We start from the raw sequence: 17,822 nt of genomic DNA, 5'->3' as shown, positions 1-17,822 counted from the left end.
TTATTTAACCATCTTTACGGAAAAACCTATTAATCCAGGACCACCATGAATACCAAGGGCAGGACTAATTTCTGCAATTTTTATAGAGACTACATTTGTTAAATCTTTAAGTGAATTCATATATTTAATAGCTTCATCTTCACAACCCGCGTGTAAAACAGCAACTTCACATTTACCTTTTTCTAAATATCCTTTTAATAGCTCTGTCATTTTTGATAATGATTGTTTTCTTCCTCTTACTTTTGCAACATTATAATATACACCTTCATCATCTGTAGTTATTATAGGTTTAAGATTTAGTAATTCCCCCACAGTTCCTGCAAGTCTACCGATTCTTCCACCTTTTTTTAAATATTCTAATGTATTAATAGTAAAGTAACCAATAACTCTTTTTCTTATCTCAGGTATTTCATTAACTATTTCCTCAAAAGATTTACCAGATTTTATAAGCTTAGCAACTTCTAAAACTATTTCTCCTTGAGGATAAGCTAATATTTTTGAGTCATAAACAAATGATGTAAGCTTTGGGTGATCTTCTAAAGCTAATCTTATTGCATTAAAGCTACCAGAAAGACCACTAGAAATTGAAATACAAATTACGTGAGTATACCCTTCACTCTCTAGTTTATTTAAAATTTCTTCAGTTTCTTGAGCACTTGGAAGTGAAGTTTTAGGAACTTCTTTTTCTAAGTTATCGTATACTTGTTGAGGTGAAATATCTAATCTATCTCTATAATCACCAGTAGAATAAATTATTCTAAGGGGTAATAAGTTTATGTTATTTTCTTTTAATGTATTTAAATCAAGATCACATGCACTATCTGTTATTAAAGCAATTTTTTGCATAAAAAATCCTCCCAAAAATTTGATTTTATAAATTAAGTATATCATATTAGATAATATTATCAATAGTGATATAATATTAACTTTATCAATATTGATAGAGATTTATCCTTATAATTCTTAAACAAAAGAGGGGAATAAAAGTAAGTAGAGAATTATATACTATATATTGTGTTTTAATAATAAAACATACAATATGTAGTATGTTTTTAGGAGGCGGTTTTTTGATATATGTAGTAAAGAGAGATGGAAGAGAAGTTAAATTTGATAGTAGTAAAATTATTAATGCAATAAAAAAAGCTAGTGATGAAGTTGGAGAACAATTAGGAGAAACACAAATATTAGAATGTATAAAAAGAATTCTTGTATATATTGAAGCTTCAAAAAAGGAAAAGGTATCAGTGGAAGAATTGCAAAATTTAGTTGAGAAAGCCTTAGTAGATAATAATCATAAAAATATTCAAAGAGCCTACTCTTCTTATAGAAGAGAAAGAACTAGAATTAGAGAAATTAAATCAGATTTAATGAAAGCAATTGAAAAGATAGGAATAGAAACAGATAGGGATAATGCTAATGTGGGAAACAATTTTAGTTCTAAGCTTTTAAGAATAGCTTCAGAATCTAATAAATGGCATAATCTTTATAATATGCCTAAGTATTTATCAAAGGCACATGAAGTTGGTGAAGTTTATTTTCATGATTTGGATTCTTATAATTTAACTACAAATTGTCTTCATATTCCAACAGGTGAAATATTAAAAAGAGGATTTAATACGGGATATGGAACAATAAAACCGCCTAAACGTATAGAAACTGCGGCAGAATTATCTTGCATATTATTACAATCTACTCAAAATGATATGTTTGGGGGGCAATCTCATCCAGACTTTGATAATGATATTGCTGAATTTGTGGAGCCAACAAGAATAGAAATCAGAGAAGAATTAATCTCTTACGGAATTGAGGGAGAAAAGTTAGAAGTATTAGTAGAAGAAAAGTTAAAATCACGCATACATCAAGCTATGCAAGGAATAGTATATAATTTAAATACTATGCATTCTCGTGCAGGTTCGCAAGTTCCTTTTTCCTCTATAAATTTAGGAATACCTTCTTCTAAAGATGCAGCTTTGGTGTGTGAGATATTTTTAAAAGAATATGAAAAGGGATTAGGAAAAGGAGAGCAGCCAATATTTCCTAATATAATTTTTAGAGTAAAAAAAGGAGTAAACAGAGAAGTAGAAGATCCTTATTATTATTTGTATAAATTAGCTTGTGAAGTGGCATCAAAGAGAATGAATCCTACATTTATGAATATAGATGCAGATTTTAATAAGGAGTATTATGACAAGGGATATTTGCCAGCAACAATGGGGTGTAGAACATATTTAATGAAAAATGTTAATGGTGAACCTGGATGTAAGGGAAGAGGAAATATAGCACCAATAACTATAAATTTACCTCGTATAGGAATAGAAGCAAATAAAGATATAAATAAATTTTTTGAAATATTAGAAGATAGATTAATATTAGCAAAAGAAGCATTACTTCATAGATACGGTGTTCTTAAAAATTTAAGAGTTAAAGATTTGCCTTTTGTAGCAGGTCAAGGTCTTATGAAAGGTTCTGAAGGTTTAGAACCAGAGGATTCAATTGAACCAATACTTAAACAAGGAACTTGGGGAATTGGATTTATTGGATTGGCAGAAACTTTATGTTCTTTATTAGGTTGTCATCATGGAGAATCTCAAGAAGCTAGAGAATTAGGATTAAGAATAATTAGCTTTATAAGAGAATATACAGATAGATTAGTTGAAGAAACTAGTCTTAATTGGAGTTGTTATGCAACACCAGCTGAAGGATTATCAGGAAAATTTATAAAACAAGATAAAAAAATATTTGGAAAAATAAAGGGTGTTACAGATAAAGATTATTATACAAATAGTTTTCATATACCTGTAAATTATAATATATCAATAAAAGACAAGATAGATATAGAAGCCCCTTATCATAAGCTATGTAATGCAGGACATATTTCTTATATAGAAGTAGATGACTCACCTTCTCCAGAAAATATAATGGATATAGTAAATTATGCCTATAAGCATACTAATATAAGTTATATAGGTATAAACTTTCATATAAGATATTGCAAAGATTGTGGTGAAACATTATTAGGAAATGAAAGTAAGTGTCCAAAATGTAATAGTAGAGATATTCAAGGAATTTCAAGAGTAACTGGATATTTAAGTCTTGATGAGAGATTTGGTCCAGGAAAATATGAAGAAAGGATTGATAGAAAATCTCATACGGGAAGTTATAAAAATAATTATGATGTGTTATAAATAAATTTAAACCTTCATATAAGTTATAGTTATATAACATATATGGAGGTTTATTGCATAAAATTTTAAAAAGAATAAAAATATATTTCAAAGATATACAGTAATAAAAAAGGGGGTAAAAAAATGGCTATTACAGTTGGGGATGAAAATAAAAAAATATATATAGTTGATACAACTCTTAGAGATGGAGAACAAACTGCAGGTGTTGTTTTTGCAAATGATGAAAAAGTCATTATTGCAGATATGTTAAGTGATCTTGGAGTTGATCAATTAGAAGTGGGAATTCCTACCATGGGTGGAGATGAAAAAGAAGCTATTAAACGAATTGTAAAAAGAAATAATGGAAGAAAGAGTATAATGGCTTGGAATAGAGCAGTTATTAGTGATATTGAAGAATCCATAGATTGTGGAGTTGATGCAGTAGCAATTTCTGTTTCGGTATCTGATATTCATATTAAGCATAAACTTAGAACATCAAGAGAATGGGTATTAGAAAACATGATTAAATCAGTTGAATTTGCAAAGAAAAACGGTTTATATGTATCGGTAAATGGTGAAGATGCTTCAAGAGCTAATAATGAATTTTTAGTAGAATTTATTAATGAAGCTAAGAAAGCAGGAGCTGATAGGTTTAGATATTGTGATACAGTGGGAATAATGGAGCCATTTTCTATAAGAAAAAATATTGAAGAATTATATAAAAAGACAGCTTTTGATATAGAAATGCATACTCATAATGATTTTGGAATGGCTACTGCAAATGCTATTGCTGGAATATTAGGAGGAGCAAATCACGTTGGGGTAACTGTAAATGGACTTGGTGAAAGAGCAGGAAATGCAGCATTAGAAGAAGTTTTGATGGCACTTATATATGTTTATGATTATAAAGCTGATGTAAATACAAAAATGTTTAGGGAAGTTTCAGAGTATGTTGCTCAAGCAGCTGGTAGGGAGCTTCCTATTTGGAAAGCCATAGTTGGAGATAATATGTTTGCTCATGAATCAGGTATACATGCAGATGGTGCAATAAAGAATCCAAAAACTTATGAAGCTTTTGATCCTGATGTTGTAGGATTGCAAAGACAAATTGTAATAGGAAAACATTCAGGTAAAGCAGGAGTAATAAACAAGTTTAAAGAATATAATATTAATTTAAATGAAGAAGAGGCAAAGGGAATATTAGAAATGATAAGAGCTACTTCTGTTAGATTAAAAAGAACACTATTTGATAAGGAATTAGTTAAACTTTATAAAGAATACAAAAGGTTAAATCAAGAAAATAGTAAGGAGAATTAAAGATGATAAAATTATTTTCAAATGGTGTTTACCTTATTAATAATAAGGAGATAATAGAGGATTCTAAAAATATTGATTTAATATTAAAAAATAAATTAGGTAATAACTATGTAGATAAAGAAAGAGCTAAAAAAAATACAATTGCTTATAATATTTTAAAAGAACATAATACTTCAAATAATATGGAAAAATTAAAAATAAAGTTTGATAAATTAGTATCTCATGATATTACTTTTGTTGGAATAATTCAAACAGCAAGAGCATCAGGCTTAGAGAGATTTCCTGTGCCATATGTTTTAACAAATTGTCATAATAGTTTATGTGCAGTTGGAGGAACGATAAATGAAGATGACCACATGTTTGGACTTTCTTGTGCCAAAAAATATGGCGGAATATATGTTCCACCCCATCAAGCAGTAATTCATCAATTTGCTAGAGAAATGATGGCAAGCTGTGGGAAAATGATATTAGGTTCTGATAGCCATACTCGTTATGGTGCATTAGGAACTATGGCCATTGGGGAAGGTGGCCCTGAAATAGTTAAACAATTATTGTGTAAAACTTATGATATTAATAAGCCGGAAGTAATAGGAGTGTATTTAACAGGAACACCGCAAAGAGGAGTTGGCCCACAAGATATTGCTTTAGCCATTATTGGAGCAGTTTTTGAAAATGGATATGTTAATAACAAGGTAATGGAGTTTGTAGGTGATGGAGTTTCTAATTTAAGTGTTGACTTTAGAATTGGTATTGATGTTATGACTACTGAAACAACATGTTTATCATCTATATGGAAAACTGATAATAAAATAAAAGAGTTTTATGATATTCACGGAAGAGTAGATGATTATAAGGAATTAAATCCAGGAAGTGTAGCATACTATGATGGAATGATATATGTTGATTTAGCTAAGATCAAGCCAATGATAGCTATGCCATTCCATCCAAGCAATGTTTACAGCATAGAAGAATTAAATTCAAATTTAAATGATATATTAGCAGATGTTGAAAAGAAAGCTGGAATTAGTTTAGATAATAAAGTTAAATTTACATTGAGAGATAAAATTCATAATGGTAAGCTTTATGTAGAACAAGGCGTAATTGCAGGTTGTGCAGGTGGAGGATTTGAAAACATATGTGATGCAGCAGATATTTTAAAAGGAAGGTCAATAGGAAGTGATGAATTTTCATTAAGTGTTTATCCGGCATCACAACCAGTATTTATGGAACTTATTAAAAATGGCAAGATTGCAGATATTATGGCTACAGGTGCTACTGTTCGTACAGCTTTTTGTGGCCCATGTTTTGGAGCTGGTGATGTTCCAGCTAATAATGGATTAAGCATACGTCATTCAACAAGAAATTTTCCTAATAGAGAAGGTTCAAAAATAACAAATGGACAAATTGCATCAGTTGCATTAATGGATGCTAGGTCTATTGCAGCAACAGCTGCCAACAAGGGATACTTAATAGCAGCAACGGATATAGATGTTAATTTTACAAAACCAAAGTATTATTTTGATAAATCTATTTATGAAAAACGTGTTTATAATGGTATTGGAAAAGAAAATTCATCAGTAGAAATTAAATTTGGACCTAATATAGTAGATTGGCCTAAAATGTCAGCTTTAACTGATAATTTATTATTAAAAGTAGTTTCTGTAATTAATGACCCAGTTACTACAACTGATGAATTAATTCCATCAGGAGAAACTTCATCGTATCGTTCTAATCCATTAGGATTAGCTGAATTTACATTATCACGTAAAGATCCAGAATATGTTGGAAAAGCTAAAAATATTCAAAGAGCTGAAAAAGTAAGAATAGCAAATCAATCACCAATTGATGCAGTTAATGAATTATCATCTATATTTACATCAATTAAGGAAGTATTTAATGGTATTAATAATGAGAATACAGGAATAGGAAGTACTATTTATGCAGTAAAGCCTGGTGATGGGTCTGCTCGTGAACAAGCAGCATCATGCCAAAAGGTATTAGGTGGTTGGGCAAATATAGCAAAAGAATATGCTACTAAAAGATATAGATCAAATTTAATAAATTGGGGTATGATTCCATTTATTCTTGATAAAGAACTTTGCTTTGAAAATGGAGATTATTTATTTATTCCTAATATAATAGATACAATTAAGAATAAAAAATCATCTATAAAAGCATATGTAGTTAATAAAAAAATGAAAGAATTTGAATTAAAATTAGGTGACCTTACAGATGATGAGAGGGAAATTATATTAAAAGGCTGTCTAATTAATTATTATAAAGCTTAAAATTATAATATTTTTGGAGGGTTAAAAATGAAAAAAACTGTGAGATTGGCCGGTATAGCTTATGAAAGTTTAGTAAATGGGCCTGGAATGAGAAGAGTATTTTTTGCACAAGGATGTAAACATAATTGCAAGGGGTGCTTTAATCCAGAAACACATAATTTTGATGGAGGCGAAATTATGGATATGGATGAATTAATAAAGGATGTTTTAGATAATCCTTTATTAAAGGGAGTAACTTTTAGTGGTGGTGATCCAATAGAACAAGCTCACAGTTTTTCTTATATGGCAAATATATTTAAAAGTTCTAATTTAAATATATGGTGTTATACAGGATATAAGTTCGAAGATCTTCTAAAAAAGATGGAATTAGATAAATCAATAAAAGATCTATTAAATAATATAGATGTGTTAGTTGATGGTAAGTTTGAAATAAATAATAAAAAAGAAGGATTGAAATTTAAGGGTTCAAGTAATCAAAGAATAATTGATGTGAAAAAAAGTTTAGAGTCAGGAGAAATAGTTGTTATAGGATAAAAAATAAAAAAAAGCGCATAAGCGCTTTTTTTTATAATGGGGGGATGGGAACCTGTGTATTTACAGGTTTTATATTTACATTATAATTATGTACCTAATTTAAGTTTTTTATTCAACTTAAATATAAAAAATTAAAAAATAATTTTAAAAATAATATTTAAAGAAACTATTGTTTAGAGATTTTTTAAAGCAAATTCATAAAAAGAGATTATATAAAAAACTTTTATATATTATAAATAAAAGTTATATAAGTAAAAAGTATTTCATCAAAATAGCTTTCTATAAATTATATTAGTAAAAATTCTATATAAAAAAGGAGTTGTATCATATTAAAAATTTTTAATATGATACAACTCTAATTTCATTATTAGAAATCAGATTGACCAGTTGTTCTTGGAAATGGAATAACGTCTCTTATATTTGACATACCAGTAATATACATTATTAATCTCTCAAATCCTAATCCAAATCCTGCATGTTTAGTTTCACCGTATTTTCTAAGTTCTAAGTACCACCAGTAATCTTCTTCATTAAGACCTAATTCAGCCATTCTAGCTTTTAAAACATCAAGTCTTTCTTCTCTTTGACTCCCACCTATGATTTCTCCTATACCAGGAACTAAACAGTCAGTTGCTGCAACTGTCTTTCCATCATCATTAAGTCTCATATAAAATGCTTTAATATCTTTTGGATAGTCAGTAACAAAAACTGGTCTTTTAAATACTTCTTCTGTTAAATATCTTTCATGTTCAGTTTGAAGGTCTACACCCCATTCAACTGGATATTCAAATGATTTTCCACAATTTTTTAATATTTCAACTGCTTCAGTGTAAGTAACTTTTCCAAAATCAGAAGTTACTATATGATTTAATTTATCTAATAAACCTTTTTCAACGAATTGATTAAAGAACGCCATTTCTTCAGGACATTCATCCATAACGTATTTAATAACGTATTTTAACATTCCTTCAGCTAATTCCATGTCATCTTGTAAATCAGCAAATGCTATTTCAGGTTCAACCATCCAGAATTCAGCAGCATGTCTAGCTGTATTTGAATTTTCAGCTCTGAAAGTTGGACCAAAAGTATAAATATTTCTAAACGCTAATGCAAATGATTCTCCATTTAATTGTCCAGATACTGTAAGGTTTGTTTCTTTACCAAAGAAATCTTCTTTATAATTAATTTTTCCATCTTCATTTCTTGGAACATTATCAAAGTCTAAAGTAGTAACTTTAAACATTTCACCTGCACCTTCACAGTCACTTCCAGTTAAAATTGGTGTATTTGTGTATACAAAACCTTGGTCTTGGAAGAATTTGTGGATAGCATAAGCAGCAACAGAACGAACTCTAAATACTGCTGAAAAAGCATTACTTCTCGGTCTTAAGTGAGCTATGCTTCTTAAATATTCAAAAGTATGTCTTTTCTTTTGTAGTGGATAATCAGAATCTGACATACCTTCTATAATTACTTCCTTTGCTTGAATTTCAAATGGTTGCTTAGCTTCTGGTGTTGGAACTAAAGTACCAATAACTTTTATTGATGAACTAATTGGCAATTTAGATATGTCTTTAAAGTTTTCTAATTTGTTATCAAAAACAACTTGAATATTTTTAAAGAAAGAACCATCATTTACTTCAATAAATCCAAATGCATTAGATGCTCTTAAAGTTCTTATCCATCCAGAAATTGATATTTCTTTAGATAAGTATTCATCTGTATTTCTATAAAGTGATTTTACTAAAACTACTTTTTCCATAATAACCCTCCTGATTTAAAATATATTGTTTATAATTAAAAAAAGCAATAAAAAAATCCTTTAATCCCATAAAAAATGGGACGAAAGGAATTACTTACGTGGTACCACCCAAATTGCCTATAAAAAGGCCACTTAGTAAATTAATAACGACATTTAGCCGTCTAAGCCTACTTAAGTGAGACTCCAAATTTAAATTTGGTTAGTCTATATTACATCTTGATCATAGGAAAAGATGATTATTTTTCACTTGTTCAGTTAGAAACTCAGAGATGTTCTTCGCAGTTGATTTCGTATAAGGCTTACACCATTCCTTACTCGCTAAAACTACCTTCAAAAGCTACTCTTCTCTTCATAGTCAGTAAAACTTTGTAATTTTATTAATACGATTTTACAATACTTTGCTAACATTTGCAACTTAAATTCATAATATATATTTAAAGAATGTTTTTTGGAGGAAGTAATGGGCAAAAAAGATTTTTTACAACAAAAATATTGTGAAATTAATCAATTAAAAAATTTACTACAAACATATCCAAAAGAGTATTGTGAAACAATAATTAAAGTAATGGAAAAAGTATTTGATGAAGTTGGAGAATACTTAGATAAAGAAAAGAATAAGATTAAAACTACTGTAAAGAAAGTACAAGCACAAAAGGTATTTACTGTTAGTGAATTAGCTAAATATAATGGTAAAAATGATGCAAAAGCTTATATTTCTCTTGGAGGAACAGTTTATGATGTTACATCTATAGCAAAATGGAGTGGGGGTAATCATTATGGAGTAACTGCAGGAAAGGTTCTTGATAAAGAGTTTGCCCAATGCCATGAAAATAAATTATCTATAATGAAGAATGCACCAGTTGTAGGAATATTAGATGCAAATAAAAAGAGAGAAGAAAAGGATAATGGTATTGAGGATATAAAGGTTGATTCTAATAGTAGAGAAGAAGTTGGATGTTATAGAATAGAAGATATTTGTAAGTTTGATGGAAAAGATGGAACATTAGCATATATAGTTATTAATGATATTGTGTATGATGTTACATCTATTGTACAATGGTCTGATGGAAAACACTATGGTTTAAGTGCAGGAAAGGATTTAACAGCATATTTTGAAACATGCCATAAAGATGAGAAATATATATTAAAAAAATTAAAAGTTGTTGGAAAAATAATTAAATAAAATTATAAAAAATGAAATATTATTTAAGAATAATATTTCATTTTTGTTTATTAGTTTACTTATTAGAGTTGTTTTAAGGGTAATATTATTCTTTCCCAGTTTCATAGGAAGAGGTAATTTCTGATGGAAATTTTAAAATAGCACAATCTTTAACTATTCTTTTAAATTCATATTCTAAATATCTAAAAGTAACTTTAACTTCTTCATTATCTTCAATTTCAATAATTGCATATGTAGGATTTGGTTTACCTATTTTAGGTTTTCCGATACTACCAACATTAATTAGTAATTTATCTCCATATTTTTTAGCACAAGGGATATGAGTATGAGCACATACTAAAACATCATCTTCTAACTTACTCATAGTTTTTATTGTATTAGGTGCATCTTCAAATAAATACTCAGTAATTTTGTTAGGGCTTCCATGGGTAAATAAAAACTTTACTCCATTAAATGTATATTTAAGAGATGTTGGTAATGAATCTAAAAAATATTTATTTGCAATTCTAACTTCATTACTTGTCCAAGGTAAAGAAAATGAATTTATGGATGTATTTCTAATATAAGTATAGTCACCATCTACAACTGATGCGTCGTAATTTCCTTTTATACAAGGGATTTCTCGTCTTTTAATTAATGCTATAACTTCATTTGGGTGAGGACCATATCCAACTAAATCTCCTAAGCAAATGACCTTATCAACTCCTTGCTCCTCTATATCTTCAAATGCTTTCATTAGTGCGTAAATATTTCCATGAATATCTGATATAACTGCTATTTTCATTTTACTATCCTCCAATTTACTTAAAATTTGACTATTTATATTACTATTACCAAAAAATAGAGATAAATTTTATAAAATAATTATATCACTATAAATAAAAAAATTGATAAAAGTAATAAATTAAATTATGGATAATATAAAAATTTTAAGTTATTATAAGAATTATAAGGTAAAAGTATATAATTTGGAGGTTTTACTAATGAAAAATTCTAGAATTATAAAAGTATTAAAAAAGATGGAAGAAAATAATATTCCCCAATTAATAGTTACTTCTGCAGAATCCATATTTTATCTAACAGGAAAGATGATTCATTCAGGAGAAAGATTAATTGCTTTATATTTAGATTCTAAAGGAAATCATAAATTTATAGTAAATAAACTATTTCCAATCCATGAGGATTTAGGAGTAGAAATAATTTGGTATGATGATATAGAAAATCCTATAGATAAATTAGCTAATATAGTAAAAAAAAGTGAGGTATTAGGCGTAGATAAAAATTTACCAGCACATTTTTTAATAGATCTTATGGGAAGAAACGTTGTATCGACATTTGTTAATTCGTCACCAATAATAGATACATTAAGAATGATAAAAGATGAAGAAGAAATACAAATAATGAAAGAAGCTTCTAAGATAAATGATGCTGTTATGTTAAAATTATGGAAGAACTTAAAAGCTGGTTTTTCAGAAAAATATTATGCAAATCTTTTATCTGAAATTTATGAAGAAGAAGGATCATCAGGTTTTTCTTTTTCACCAATAATAGCAACAAGTCCTAACGGTTCTGACCCACATCATGGTACAGGAAAAGATAAAATAAAAATTGGTGATAGTGTAGTTTTAGATATTGGAGGGAAATATAAAAATTACTGTTCAGACATGACTAGAACTGTGTTTATAGGAAAAGAACCAAGCAAAGAACATGCTGAAATTTATAATATAGTAAAAAACGCAAATGAAAAGGCAATTTCTATAATTAAAGAAGGCGTTAGATTTTCTGACATTGATAAAGCAGCTAGAAATTTAATTACTGATGCTGGATATGGAGAATATTTCACTCATAGAACTGGACATAGCATAGGAATTGAAGTACATGATTTTGGAAATGTTAGTTCTGTAAATAACGCTGAGGTTAAATCAGGAATGATATTTTCAGTAGAGCCAGGAATTTATCTTAAAGATAACATTGGAGTTAGAATTGAAGACTTAGTATTAGTAACTAAAGATGGATGTGAAGTATTAAATTCTGTTACTAAAGAAATTACTGTTTTATAATTAAATAAATATAAATTTTATTATAAATAAAAAAGCTACATGCTAATATTTAATAGTCTTTTATAAATAAAAGATAATTTTTTAATAGCAAGTAGCTTTAATTTTTTATATTATTTCGATAACTCTATTCATTAATTTTATAAAGTCATTTTTAACTCTAGCGGAAGTCTCAATAACCTCTTCATGATTTAAAGGTTGATCTAATATTCCTGCTGCCATATTTGTTAAGCAAGAAATACCAGCTGTTTTGATTCCACAATGATTTGCAACAATTACTTCAGGAACAGTTGACATTCCTACAGCATCTCCACCAATAATTTTTGCAAATTTTATTTCAGCTGGAGTTTCGTAAGTAGGACCCGAGAACATTACATATACTCCTTGCTGTAATTTTATTCCTAGTTCTTTACCTGCTTCTAAGACTTTATTTCTAAGTTCTAAATTATAAGCTTCAGACATATCAGGGAATCTAGGCCCAAATTCATCTAAGTTATGTCCAAATAAAGGATTTGATCCAGAAAAATTAATATGGTCAGTAATAACCATTAAATCTCCAGCATTAAAATCTTTATTAACAGCTCCGCAAGCATTTGTAACTATAAGTTTCGAAACGCCTAAAAGTTTCATTACTCTTACAGGAAAAGTTACTTTCTCTAAAGAATATCCTTCATAATAATGAAATCTTCCTTGCATTGCAACAACTTGTTTGTTTCCAAGCTTACCAATAACTAATCTACCTGCATGACCTTCCACAGTAGAAGTGGGAAAATTAGGAATATCAGAATAGTTATAGTATTCTGCATCTTCAATAGTATCTGCTAATGAACCTAATCCAGAACCAAGTATCAATCCAATTTCTGGTTTATATTTACTTTGCTTTAAAATAAAATCAGCCGAAGCTTTAATTTGAGCTAATAAATCCATAAAAATCACCTCTTTATTTTTCATTTGTTTTATTTAAAAGTATTTCTCCAACTTTAACAACATCTCCTGCACCAACTGTAAGAATTAAATCTTTAGGTTGTACCTTTGATGCTAAATAGTCTGCAACTTCTTCATGGCTATGAAGATTTATACAATTTAATCCTGTTTTTCTTATAGCATCTCCAAGTTCATCAGATGATACTAAGCCTGTATCCTTTTCTCTTGCAGCATAGATGTCCATTAATATTAGCTCGTCTGCAGAAGAAAAACAAGTTGTAAATTCATCAAAAAGAGTTTTTGTTCTAGTATAGGTATGGGGTTGGAATACACAATATGTTTTATTATGATCAATAAGTTTTGCTGTAGATAATGTTGCTTTTATTTCCACAGGATGATGAGCATAATCATCTATTATAGTAGTTCCATTAAATTCACCTTTATATTCAAATCTCTTATGAGCACCCTTACATTCTGCTAACCCACTTATTATAGCTTCTTTGGGAATATTTAATACTAAAGATGTAGATATAGTTGCAAGAGCATTAAGTATATTATGTTTTCCAGTTGTACTTAAAGTTACATCAAATAAGTCATTTCCGTTTTTGCAAACTGTAAATTTAGCACAACCTTTATTATTAAATGAAATATTAGTTGCAGTTATATCACCTTTAGTAAGACCATAGCTTATAGTATTACATTTAGCATGATTAATAACTTCTAATACTCTTGAATCTTCTGCACAACCAATTAGATATCCGTCAGATGGAATTAAATCAGCAAACTTTTTAAATGTTTCTTGGATATGATTTATATCTCTATAATAATCTAAATGATCTGCGTCTATGTTTAAAATTATTCCTATATAAGGATAGAATTTTAAAAATGATGCTTTATATTCACAAGCTTCAGTTACAAAGTATTCACTTTCACCAATTTTGTAGTTACCCTTTATAGCATCAACATCTCCTCCAACTAAAATTGTAGGATCTAAGTTTGCATTCATTGTTATGTGAGATAACATAGAAGTTGTTGTTGTTTTTCCATGAGTTCCAGCAACAGCAACGTTATATTTATGTCCCTTCATTATATAACCTAAAAATTCAGCTCTATCCATTAATTCTATATTTTTATTTTTTGCTTCAATTATTTCAGGATTAGTAGGAGGAATTGCAGCAGTATATACTACTAAATCTACATTTTTAAGATTTTCTCCTTTATGCCCTATGTAAATTTCAGCACCAGATTTTCTAAGCTTGTTTAGAACTTCTGATTCTTTAGAATCAGAGCCAGATACTTTATATCCTTTTGTTAATAAAACAGCAGCAAGTCCGCTCATACTTACTCCGCCAATTCCAATAAAGTGTACTTTTCTATTTTTACTTGAATTAAGATCAAAAGACAATTTATCAACCCCTTTATTTTATTATATATAATATTTTAAAAATATTTAATTAACAAGATATATAGATTAATTATGATTAAAATATAAAAAATGTATTTTCAATTTAAATATATATTTATAATTATATACAAATTTACTACGTTGAACACAAAAAATAAAAAATATATAAAATATTTTACTAAAAAAAAGAGCAAAACTACAAATGTAAAACTACGTATTTATAAGACGTTTAAATATTAAAATAAAAGTATATATTTTTTTAATAGCATTAGAAAAAGTTAATTTAGCAATTAATTATAAATAACTTAAAAAAGTATTGATAATGTATAAAATATAGAATAAAATATGAATATTCGGATGAAATAAATTGAAAAAATTCGTGTTTTTGAAAAAATAAGGAAGGTGAATAAAGTGGAAAAATTAAGTAGAAACAATAGAGTTGTAGCTATTACAAAGATATTAATGGAAGTTCCTAATAAAGTTATAGGTTTAAATAGATTTTCAGAACTTTTAAATGCCGCTAAATCAACTATTAGTGAAGATATAGTGATTGTTAGAGAAGTATTAGAAAAGTTAGATATGGGATCTATAGAAACTATCGCAGGGGCAGCAGGTGGAATTAAGTTTATTCCTTCAATGGGAGCAAAAGCAAGGGAAGATTTTGCAAATGAATTATGTGAGGCTTTATTAGAGGAAGGAAGAATTGTACCTGGTAATTTTGTTTATCTAACAGATATAATGTATAATCCTCAAATAGTTAGTAAGGCAGGAGTTATTTTAGCATCTCATTTTCAAAATATGAATATAGATTACATAGTTACTGTCGAAACAAAGGGTATCCCATTAGCTTACGAAGTTGCTAAAAGTTTGGGGATAGAATTAGTAATAATAAGAAAAGATAATAAAGTTACAGAAGGACCAACAGTTACAATTAATTATGTATCAGGTACAAGCGGAAGAATACAACAAATGGCTCTAGCTAAAAAGTGTATGAAATCATCAAGTAAATGTGTATTTATAGATGACTTTTTAAGAGGTGGAGGAACAGCTAAAGGAATTAGAGACCTTTTAAAGGAGTTTGATAGTGAACTTGTTGGAACAGGAGTACTTGTTGATAATGTTGGAATAGAAAAGAAAATAACTAATGATTATATTTCAATTATTGATTTAGAATATAATAAAGAAGAAGAAAAGCTTAACGTTAGACCATCATCTTTTATAAAATAATTATAAATTCAGTTGCACAAAAATATTTTTATAAAAAATAATAGAAAAAAATAAAAAAAATTAAAGTAAAAAAAAGGATTTTTAAACTTTTTATAGAAATATATTATTATAAAGCAACTGGAGGTGTAATAAAATGACAATAACAGACGTTAGAATTAGAAAAATAGCAGCGGAAGGAAAAATGAAAGCTATAGTTTCTATAACATTTGATAATGAATTCGTTGTTCATGATATTAAAATTATTGAAGGACAAAATGGTTTATTCATTGCAATGCCAAGTAGAAAAACACCAGATGGAGAGTTTAAGGATATTGCTCATCCAATAAACACTGATACTAGAGAAAAGATCCAAACATCTATCTTAAAAGCATATGAAGCTGCAATAGAAGAAGAAAACGTTGTTATGAGTGAATAACAGCTTAAGTTAAGAGGAATATATACTTGTATATATTCCTCTTATTTTATTGAAATACTTTATTTAATGAAATATAATAAATGAGAAATATTTACGAACATTGGGAAATAAAATTAAAAATTTTTTTTGGAATTTTATAGAGAGGTGAATTAAATGTATAAATGTGCTTTGATATTAGCTGCAGGTCAAGGAAAGAGAATTAAATCAGACTTACCTAAGGTTTTACACAAGGTTTGCGGAAAAGAAATGGTTAATCATGTAATTGATACATTAAGAAAAGGAAAAGTAGAAGATATAAATGTTATTGTAGGTAAAGGAGCAGATTTAGTTAAAGAAAATACTAAATCAAGAAATGTTACTTATTCACTACAAGAAGAGCAATTAGGAACAGGTCATGCTGTTAAATGTGCTATAGATTTTTTAAAAAATAAAAAAGGCACAGTAGCAGTTTTTAATGGAGATGCTCCTTTAATAGAAGAAGAAACTATAGAAAATTTATTTAAAGTTCATAAAGAAAATGGAAATAGTGCAACTATACTTACTTCAGTTTTAGATAATGCTTCAGGATATGGAAGAATAATAAGATGTGAAGATGAAGTATTAAAAATAGTTGAACATAAAGATTGCAATGAAGAAGAACTTAAAGTTAAAGAGATAAATTCAGGAATGTATTGCTTTGAAATTGAAAGTTTAGTTGAATGCTTAGGAAATCTCTCTAATAATAATTCTCAAGGAGAATATTACTTAACTGATGTAATTGGAATGTTAAAAGAGAAAAAGGAAAAGGTTGGAGCTCTTGTAATAGATTTTGAAGAAACATTAGGAGTAAATTCAAGAGTTCAGCTTGCAGAAGTTGAAGCTATATTAAGAAAAAGAATAAATAATAAACATCTAGAAAATGGAATAACTATAATTGATCCATCTACCACATATATTGGTATTGATGTAGAAATAGGTCAAGATACTATAATATATCCTGGAAATGTTATTGAAGGTAATACTGTAATAGGAAAGAATTGTGTTTTATATCCAAATTCAAGAATAAATAATAGTATTATTGATGAAGGGGTAGACATACAATCATCTGTAATATTAGAAAGTAAAATTGGTAAAAATACTACAGTTGGACCATTTGCTTATATTCGTCCAGAATCTATCATTGGAAATGATGTAAGAATTGGTGATTTTGTAGAAATAAAAAAATCTACAATTGGAAATAATACTAAAGTATCTCATTTAACATATGTAGGAGATGCTGAAGTAGGAGAAGATTGTAATTTTGGATGTGGAACTGTTACTGTTAATTATGATGGTAAAAATAAATATAAAACAATTATAGGAAATAATAGTTTTATTGGATGCAACACAAATTTAATTTCACCTGTTACAGTTGAAGATAATACTTATATTGCAGCTGGTTCAACTATTACTAATGATGTAAAGACTGGAGAATTAGCAGTTGCTAGAGCAAAGCAAAGAAATATACAAGGCTGGGTTGATAAAAAAGGAATTATTAATAAAAAATAATATATATTAAACTGTAAGA

The 17,822-nt window shown here is 28.1% G+C and carries 14 protein-coding genes and 1 other annotated feature; of the genes, 9 read left to right on the top strand and 5 right to left on the bottom strand.

Going from position 1 to position 17,822, the window contains the following annotated elements; translation table 11 throughout:
• Positions 1-846, bottom strand: coding sequence for a DegV family protein (locus QZ321_RS08090; protein ID WP_291740595.1), 846 nt, complete (start codon positions 844-846; stop codon positions 1-3).
• A gap of 221 nt (positions 847-1,067) precedes the next feature.
• On the opposite strand from QZ321_RS08090, the gene nrdD reads away from it, so the two are divergent.
• The 4 genes from nrdD to nrdG all read left to right on the top strand — a co-directional run bounded on the left by nrdD (position 1,068) and on the right by nrdG (position 7,303).
• Complete coding sequence (gene nrdD / locus QZ321_RS08085) at positions 1,068-3,185, top strand: anaerobic ribonucleoside-triphosphate reductase (RefSeq protein ID WP_291740597.1); 2,118 nt, start codon at positions 1,068-1,070, stop codon at positions 3,183-3,185.
• A 123-nt stretch (positions 3,186-3,308) separates the two neighbouring features.
• Entirely contained in the window at positions 3,309-4,481 is a 1,173-nt protein-coding gene (nifV, locus tag QZ321_RS08080) for a homocitrate synthase (RefSeq protein WP_291748323.1), read from the top strand.
• A 2-nt stretch (positions 4,482-4,483) separates the two neighbouring features.
• On the top strand, positions 4,484-6,769 hold the full coding sequence (locus QZ321_RS08075) for a hydratase (protein ID WP_291748325.1): 2,286 nt from the start codon (positions 4,484-4,486) through the stop codon (positions 6,767-6,769).
• Positions 6,770-6,796: 27 nt separating this feature from the next.
• On the top strand, positions 6,797-7,303 hold the full coding sequence (gene nrdG / locus QZ321_RS08070; protein WP_294196568.1) for an anaerobic ribonucleoside-triphosphate reductase activating protein: 507 nt from the start codon (positions 6,797-6,799) through the stop codon (positions 7,301-7,303).
• A gap of 367 nt (positions 7,304-7,670) precedes the next feature.
• On the opposite strand, the gene asnS is transcribed toward nrdG, so the two are convergent.
• Positions 7,671-9,065, bottom strand: a complete 1,395-nt coding sequence (asnS, locus tag QZ321_RS08065; RefSeq protein WP_294196566.1) for an asparagine--tRNA ligase — start codon at positions 9,063-9,065, stop codon at positions 7,671-7,673.
• Positions 9,066-9,138: 73 nt separating this feature from the next.
• Positions 9,139-9,427 (bottom strand) — a binding site (T-box leader).
• A gap of 98 nt (positions 9,428-9,525) precedes the next feature.
• On the opposite strand from asnS, the gene QZ321_RS08060 reads away from it, so the two are divergent.
• Positions 9,526-10,248 carry a cytochrome b5 domain-containing protein gene (locus QZ321_RS08060; RefSeq protein ID WP_291750366.1) on the top strand — a complete coding sequence of 241 codons (723 nt, stop codon included), beginning with the start codon at positions 9,526-9,528 and terminating at the stop codon, positions 10,246-10,248.
• An 85-nt stretch (positions 10,249-10,333) separates the two neighbouring features.
• Here QZ321_RS08060 and QZ321_RS08055 read toward each other — a convergent pair whose 3' ends face one another.
• Positions 10,334-11,032 (bottom strand): metallophosphoesterase family protein, encoded by a 699-nt coding sequence (locus QZ321_RS08055; protein ID WP_291750368.1) that lies wholly within the window; start codon positions 11,030-11,032, stop codon positions 10,334-10,336.
• A gap of 199 nt (positions 11,033-11,231) precedes the next feature.
• Here QZ321_RS08055 and QZ321_RS08050 point away from each other — a divergent pair, with 199 nt between their 5' ends.
• Entirely contained in the window at positions 11,232-12,308 is a 1,077-nt protein-coding gene (locus QZ321_RS08050; RefSeq protein ID WP_291750370.1) for a Xaa-Pro peptidase family protein, read from the top strand.
• A gap of 105 nt (positions 12,309-12,413) precedes the next feature.
• Here QZ321_RS08050 and QZ321_RS08045 read toward each other — a convergent pair whose 3' ends face one another.
• Both QZ321_RS08045 and murC read right to left on the bottom strand, forming a co-directional pair.
• On the bottom strand, positions 12,414-13,232 hold the full coding sequence (locus tag QZ321_RS08045; RefSeq protein WP_291750372.1) for a purine-nucleoside phosphorylase: 819 nt from the start codon (positions 13,230-13,232) through the stop codon (positions 12,414-12,416).
• A 13-nt stretch (positions 13,233-13,245) separates the two neighbouring features.
• Positions 13,246-14,634, bottom strand: a complete 1,389-nt coding sequence (gene murC / locus QZ321_RS08040) for a UDP-N-acetylmuramate--L-alanine ligase (RefSeq protein ID WP_291750374.1) — start codon at positions 14,632-14,634, stop codon at positions 13,246-13,248.
• Between the two features lie 411 nt (positions 14,635-15,045).
• On the opposite strand from murC, the gene purR reads away from it, so the two are divergent.
• The 3 genes from purR to glmU all read left to right on the top strand — a co-directional run bounded on the left by purR (position 15,046) and on the right by glmU (position 17,803).
• On the top strand, positions 15,046-15,861 hold the full coding sequence (gene purR / locus QZ321_RS08035) for a pur operon repressor (RefSeq protein ID WP_291740784.1): 816 nt from the start codon (positions 15,046-15,048) through the stop codon (positions 15,859-15,861).
• A 133-nt stretch (positions 15,862-15,994) separates the two neighbouring features.
• On the top strand, positions 15,995-16,276 hold the full coding sequence (gene spoVG, locus QZ321_RS08030) for a septation regulator SpoVG (protein WP_291740786.1): 282 nt from the start codon (positions 15,995-15,997) through the stop codon (positions 16,274-16,276).
• Positions 16,277-16,429: 153 nt separating this feature from the next.
• On the top strand, positions 16,430-17,803 hold the full coding sequence (glmU, locus tag QZ321_RS08025) for a bifunctional UDP-N-acetylglucosamine diphosphorylase/glucosamine-1-phosphate N-acetyltransferase GlmU (protein WP_291750118.1): 1,374 nt from the start codon (positions 16,430-16,432) through the stop codon (positions 17,801-17,803).
• The last annotated feature ends 19 nt before the right edge of the window (positions 17,804-17,822 follow it).

Origin of the sequence: uncultured Clostridium sp. (assembly GCF_910588715.1) — a bacterium.
Lineage (GTDB): Bacteria > Bacillota > Clostridia > Clostridiales > Clostridiaceae > Clostridium.
Note: the sequence above shows the minus strand (reverse complement) of the source record. Positions and strands in the feature narration are given on the sequence as shown.

Coding starts and splice junctions, on each gene's coding strand:
- nifV (WP_291748323.1), top strand. CDS start 3,309: ATGGCTATTACAGTTGGGGATGAAAATAAAAAAATATATATAGTTGAT.
- QZ321_RS08050 (WP_291750370.1), top strand. CDS start 11,232: ATGAAAAATTCTAGAATTATAAAAGTATTAAAAAAGATGGAAGAAAAT.
- QZ321_RS08060 (WP_291750366.1), top strand. CDS start 9,526: ATGGGCAAAAAAGATTTTTTACAACAAAAATATTGTGAAATTAATCAA.
- glmU (WP_291750118.1), top strand. CDS start 16,430: ATGTATAAATGTGCTTTGATATTAGCTGCAGGTCAAGGAAAGAGAATT.
- QZ321_RS08090 (WP_291740595.1), bottom strand. CDS start 846: ATGCAAAAAATTGCTTTAATAACAGATAGTGCATGTGATCTTGATTTA.
- QZ321_RS08055 (WP_291750368.1), bottom strand. CDS start 11,032: ATGAAAATAGCAGTTATATCAGATATTCATGGAAATATTTACGCACTA.
- QZ321_RS08075 (WP_291748325.1), top strand. CDS start 4,484: ATGATAAAATTATTTTCAAATGGTGTTTACCTTATTAATAATAAGGAG.
- nrdG (WP_294196568.1), top strand. CDS start 6,797: ATGAAAAAAACTGTGAGATTGGCCGGTATAGCTTATGAAAGTTTAGTA.
- asnS (WP_294196566.1), bottom strand. CDS start 9,065: ATGGAAAAAGTAGTTTTAGTAAAATCACTTTATAGAAATACAGATGAA.
- QZ321_RS08045 (WP_291750372.1), bottom strand. CDS start 13,232: ATGGATTTATTAGCTCAAATTAAAGCTTCGGCTGATTTTATTTTAAAG.
- spoVG (WP_291740786.1), top strand. CDS start 15,995: ATGACAATAACAGACGTTAGAATTAGAAAAATAGCAGCGGAAGGAAAA.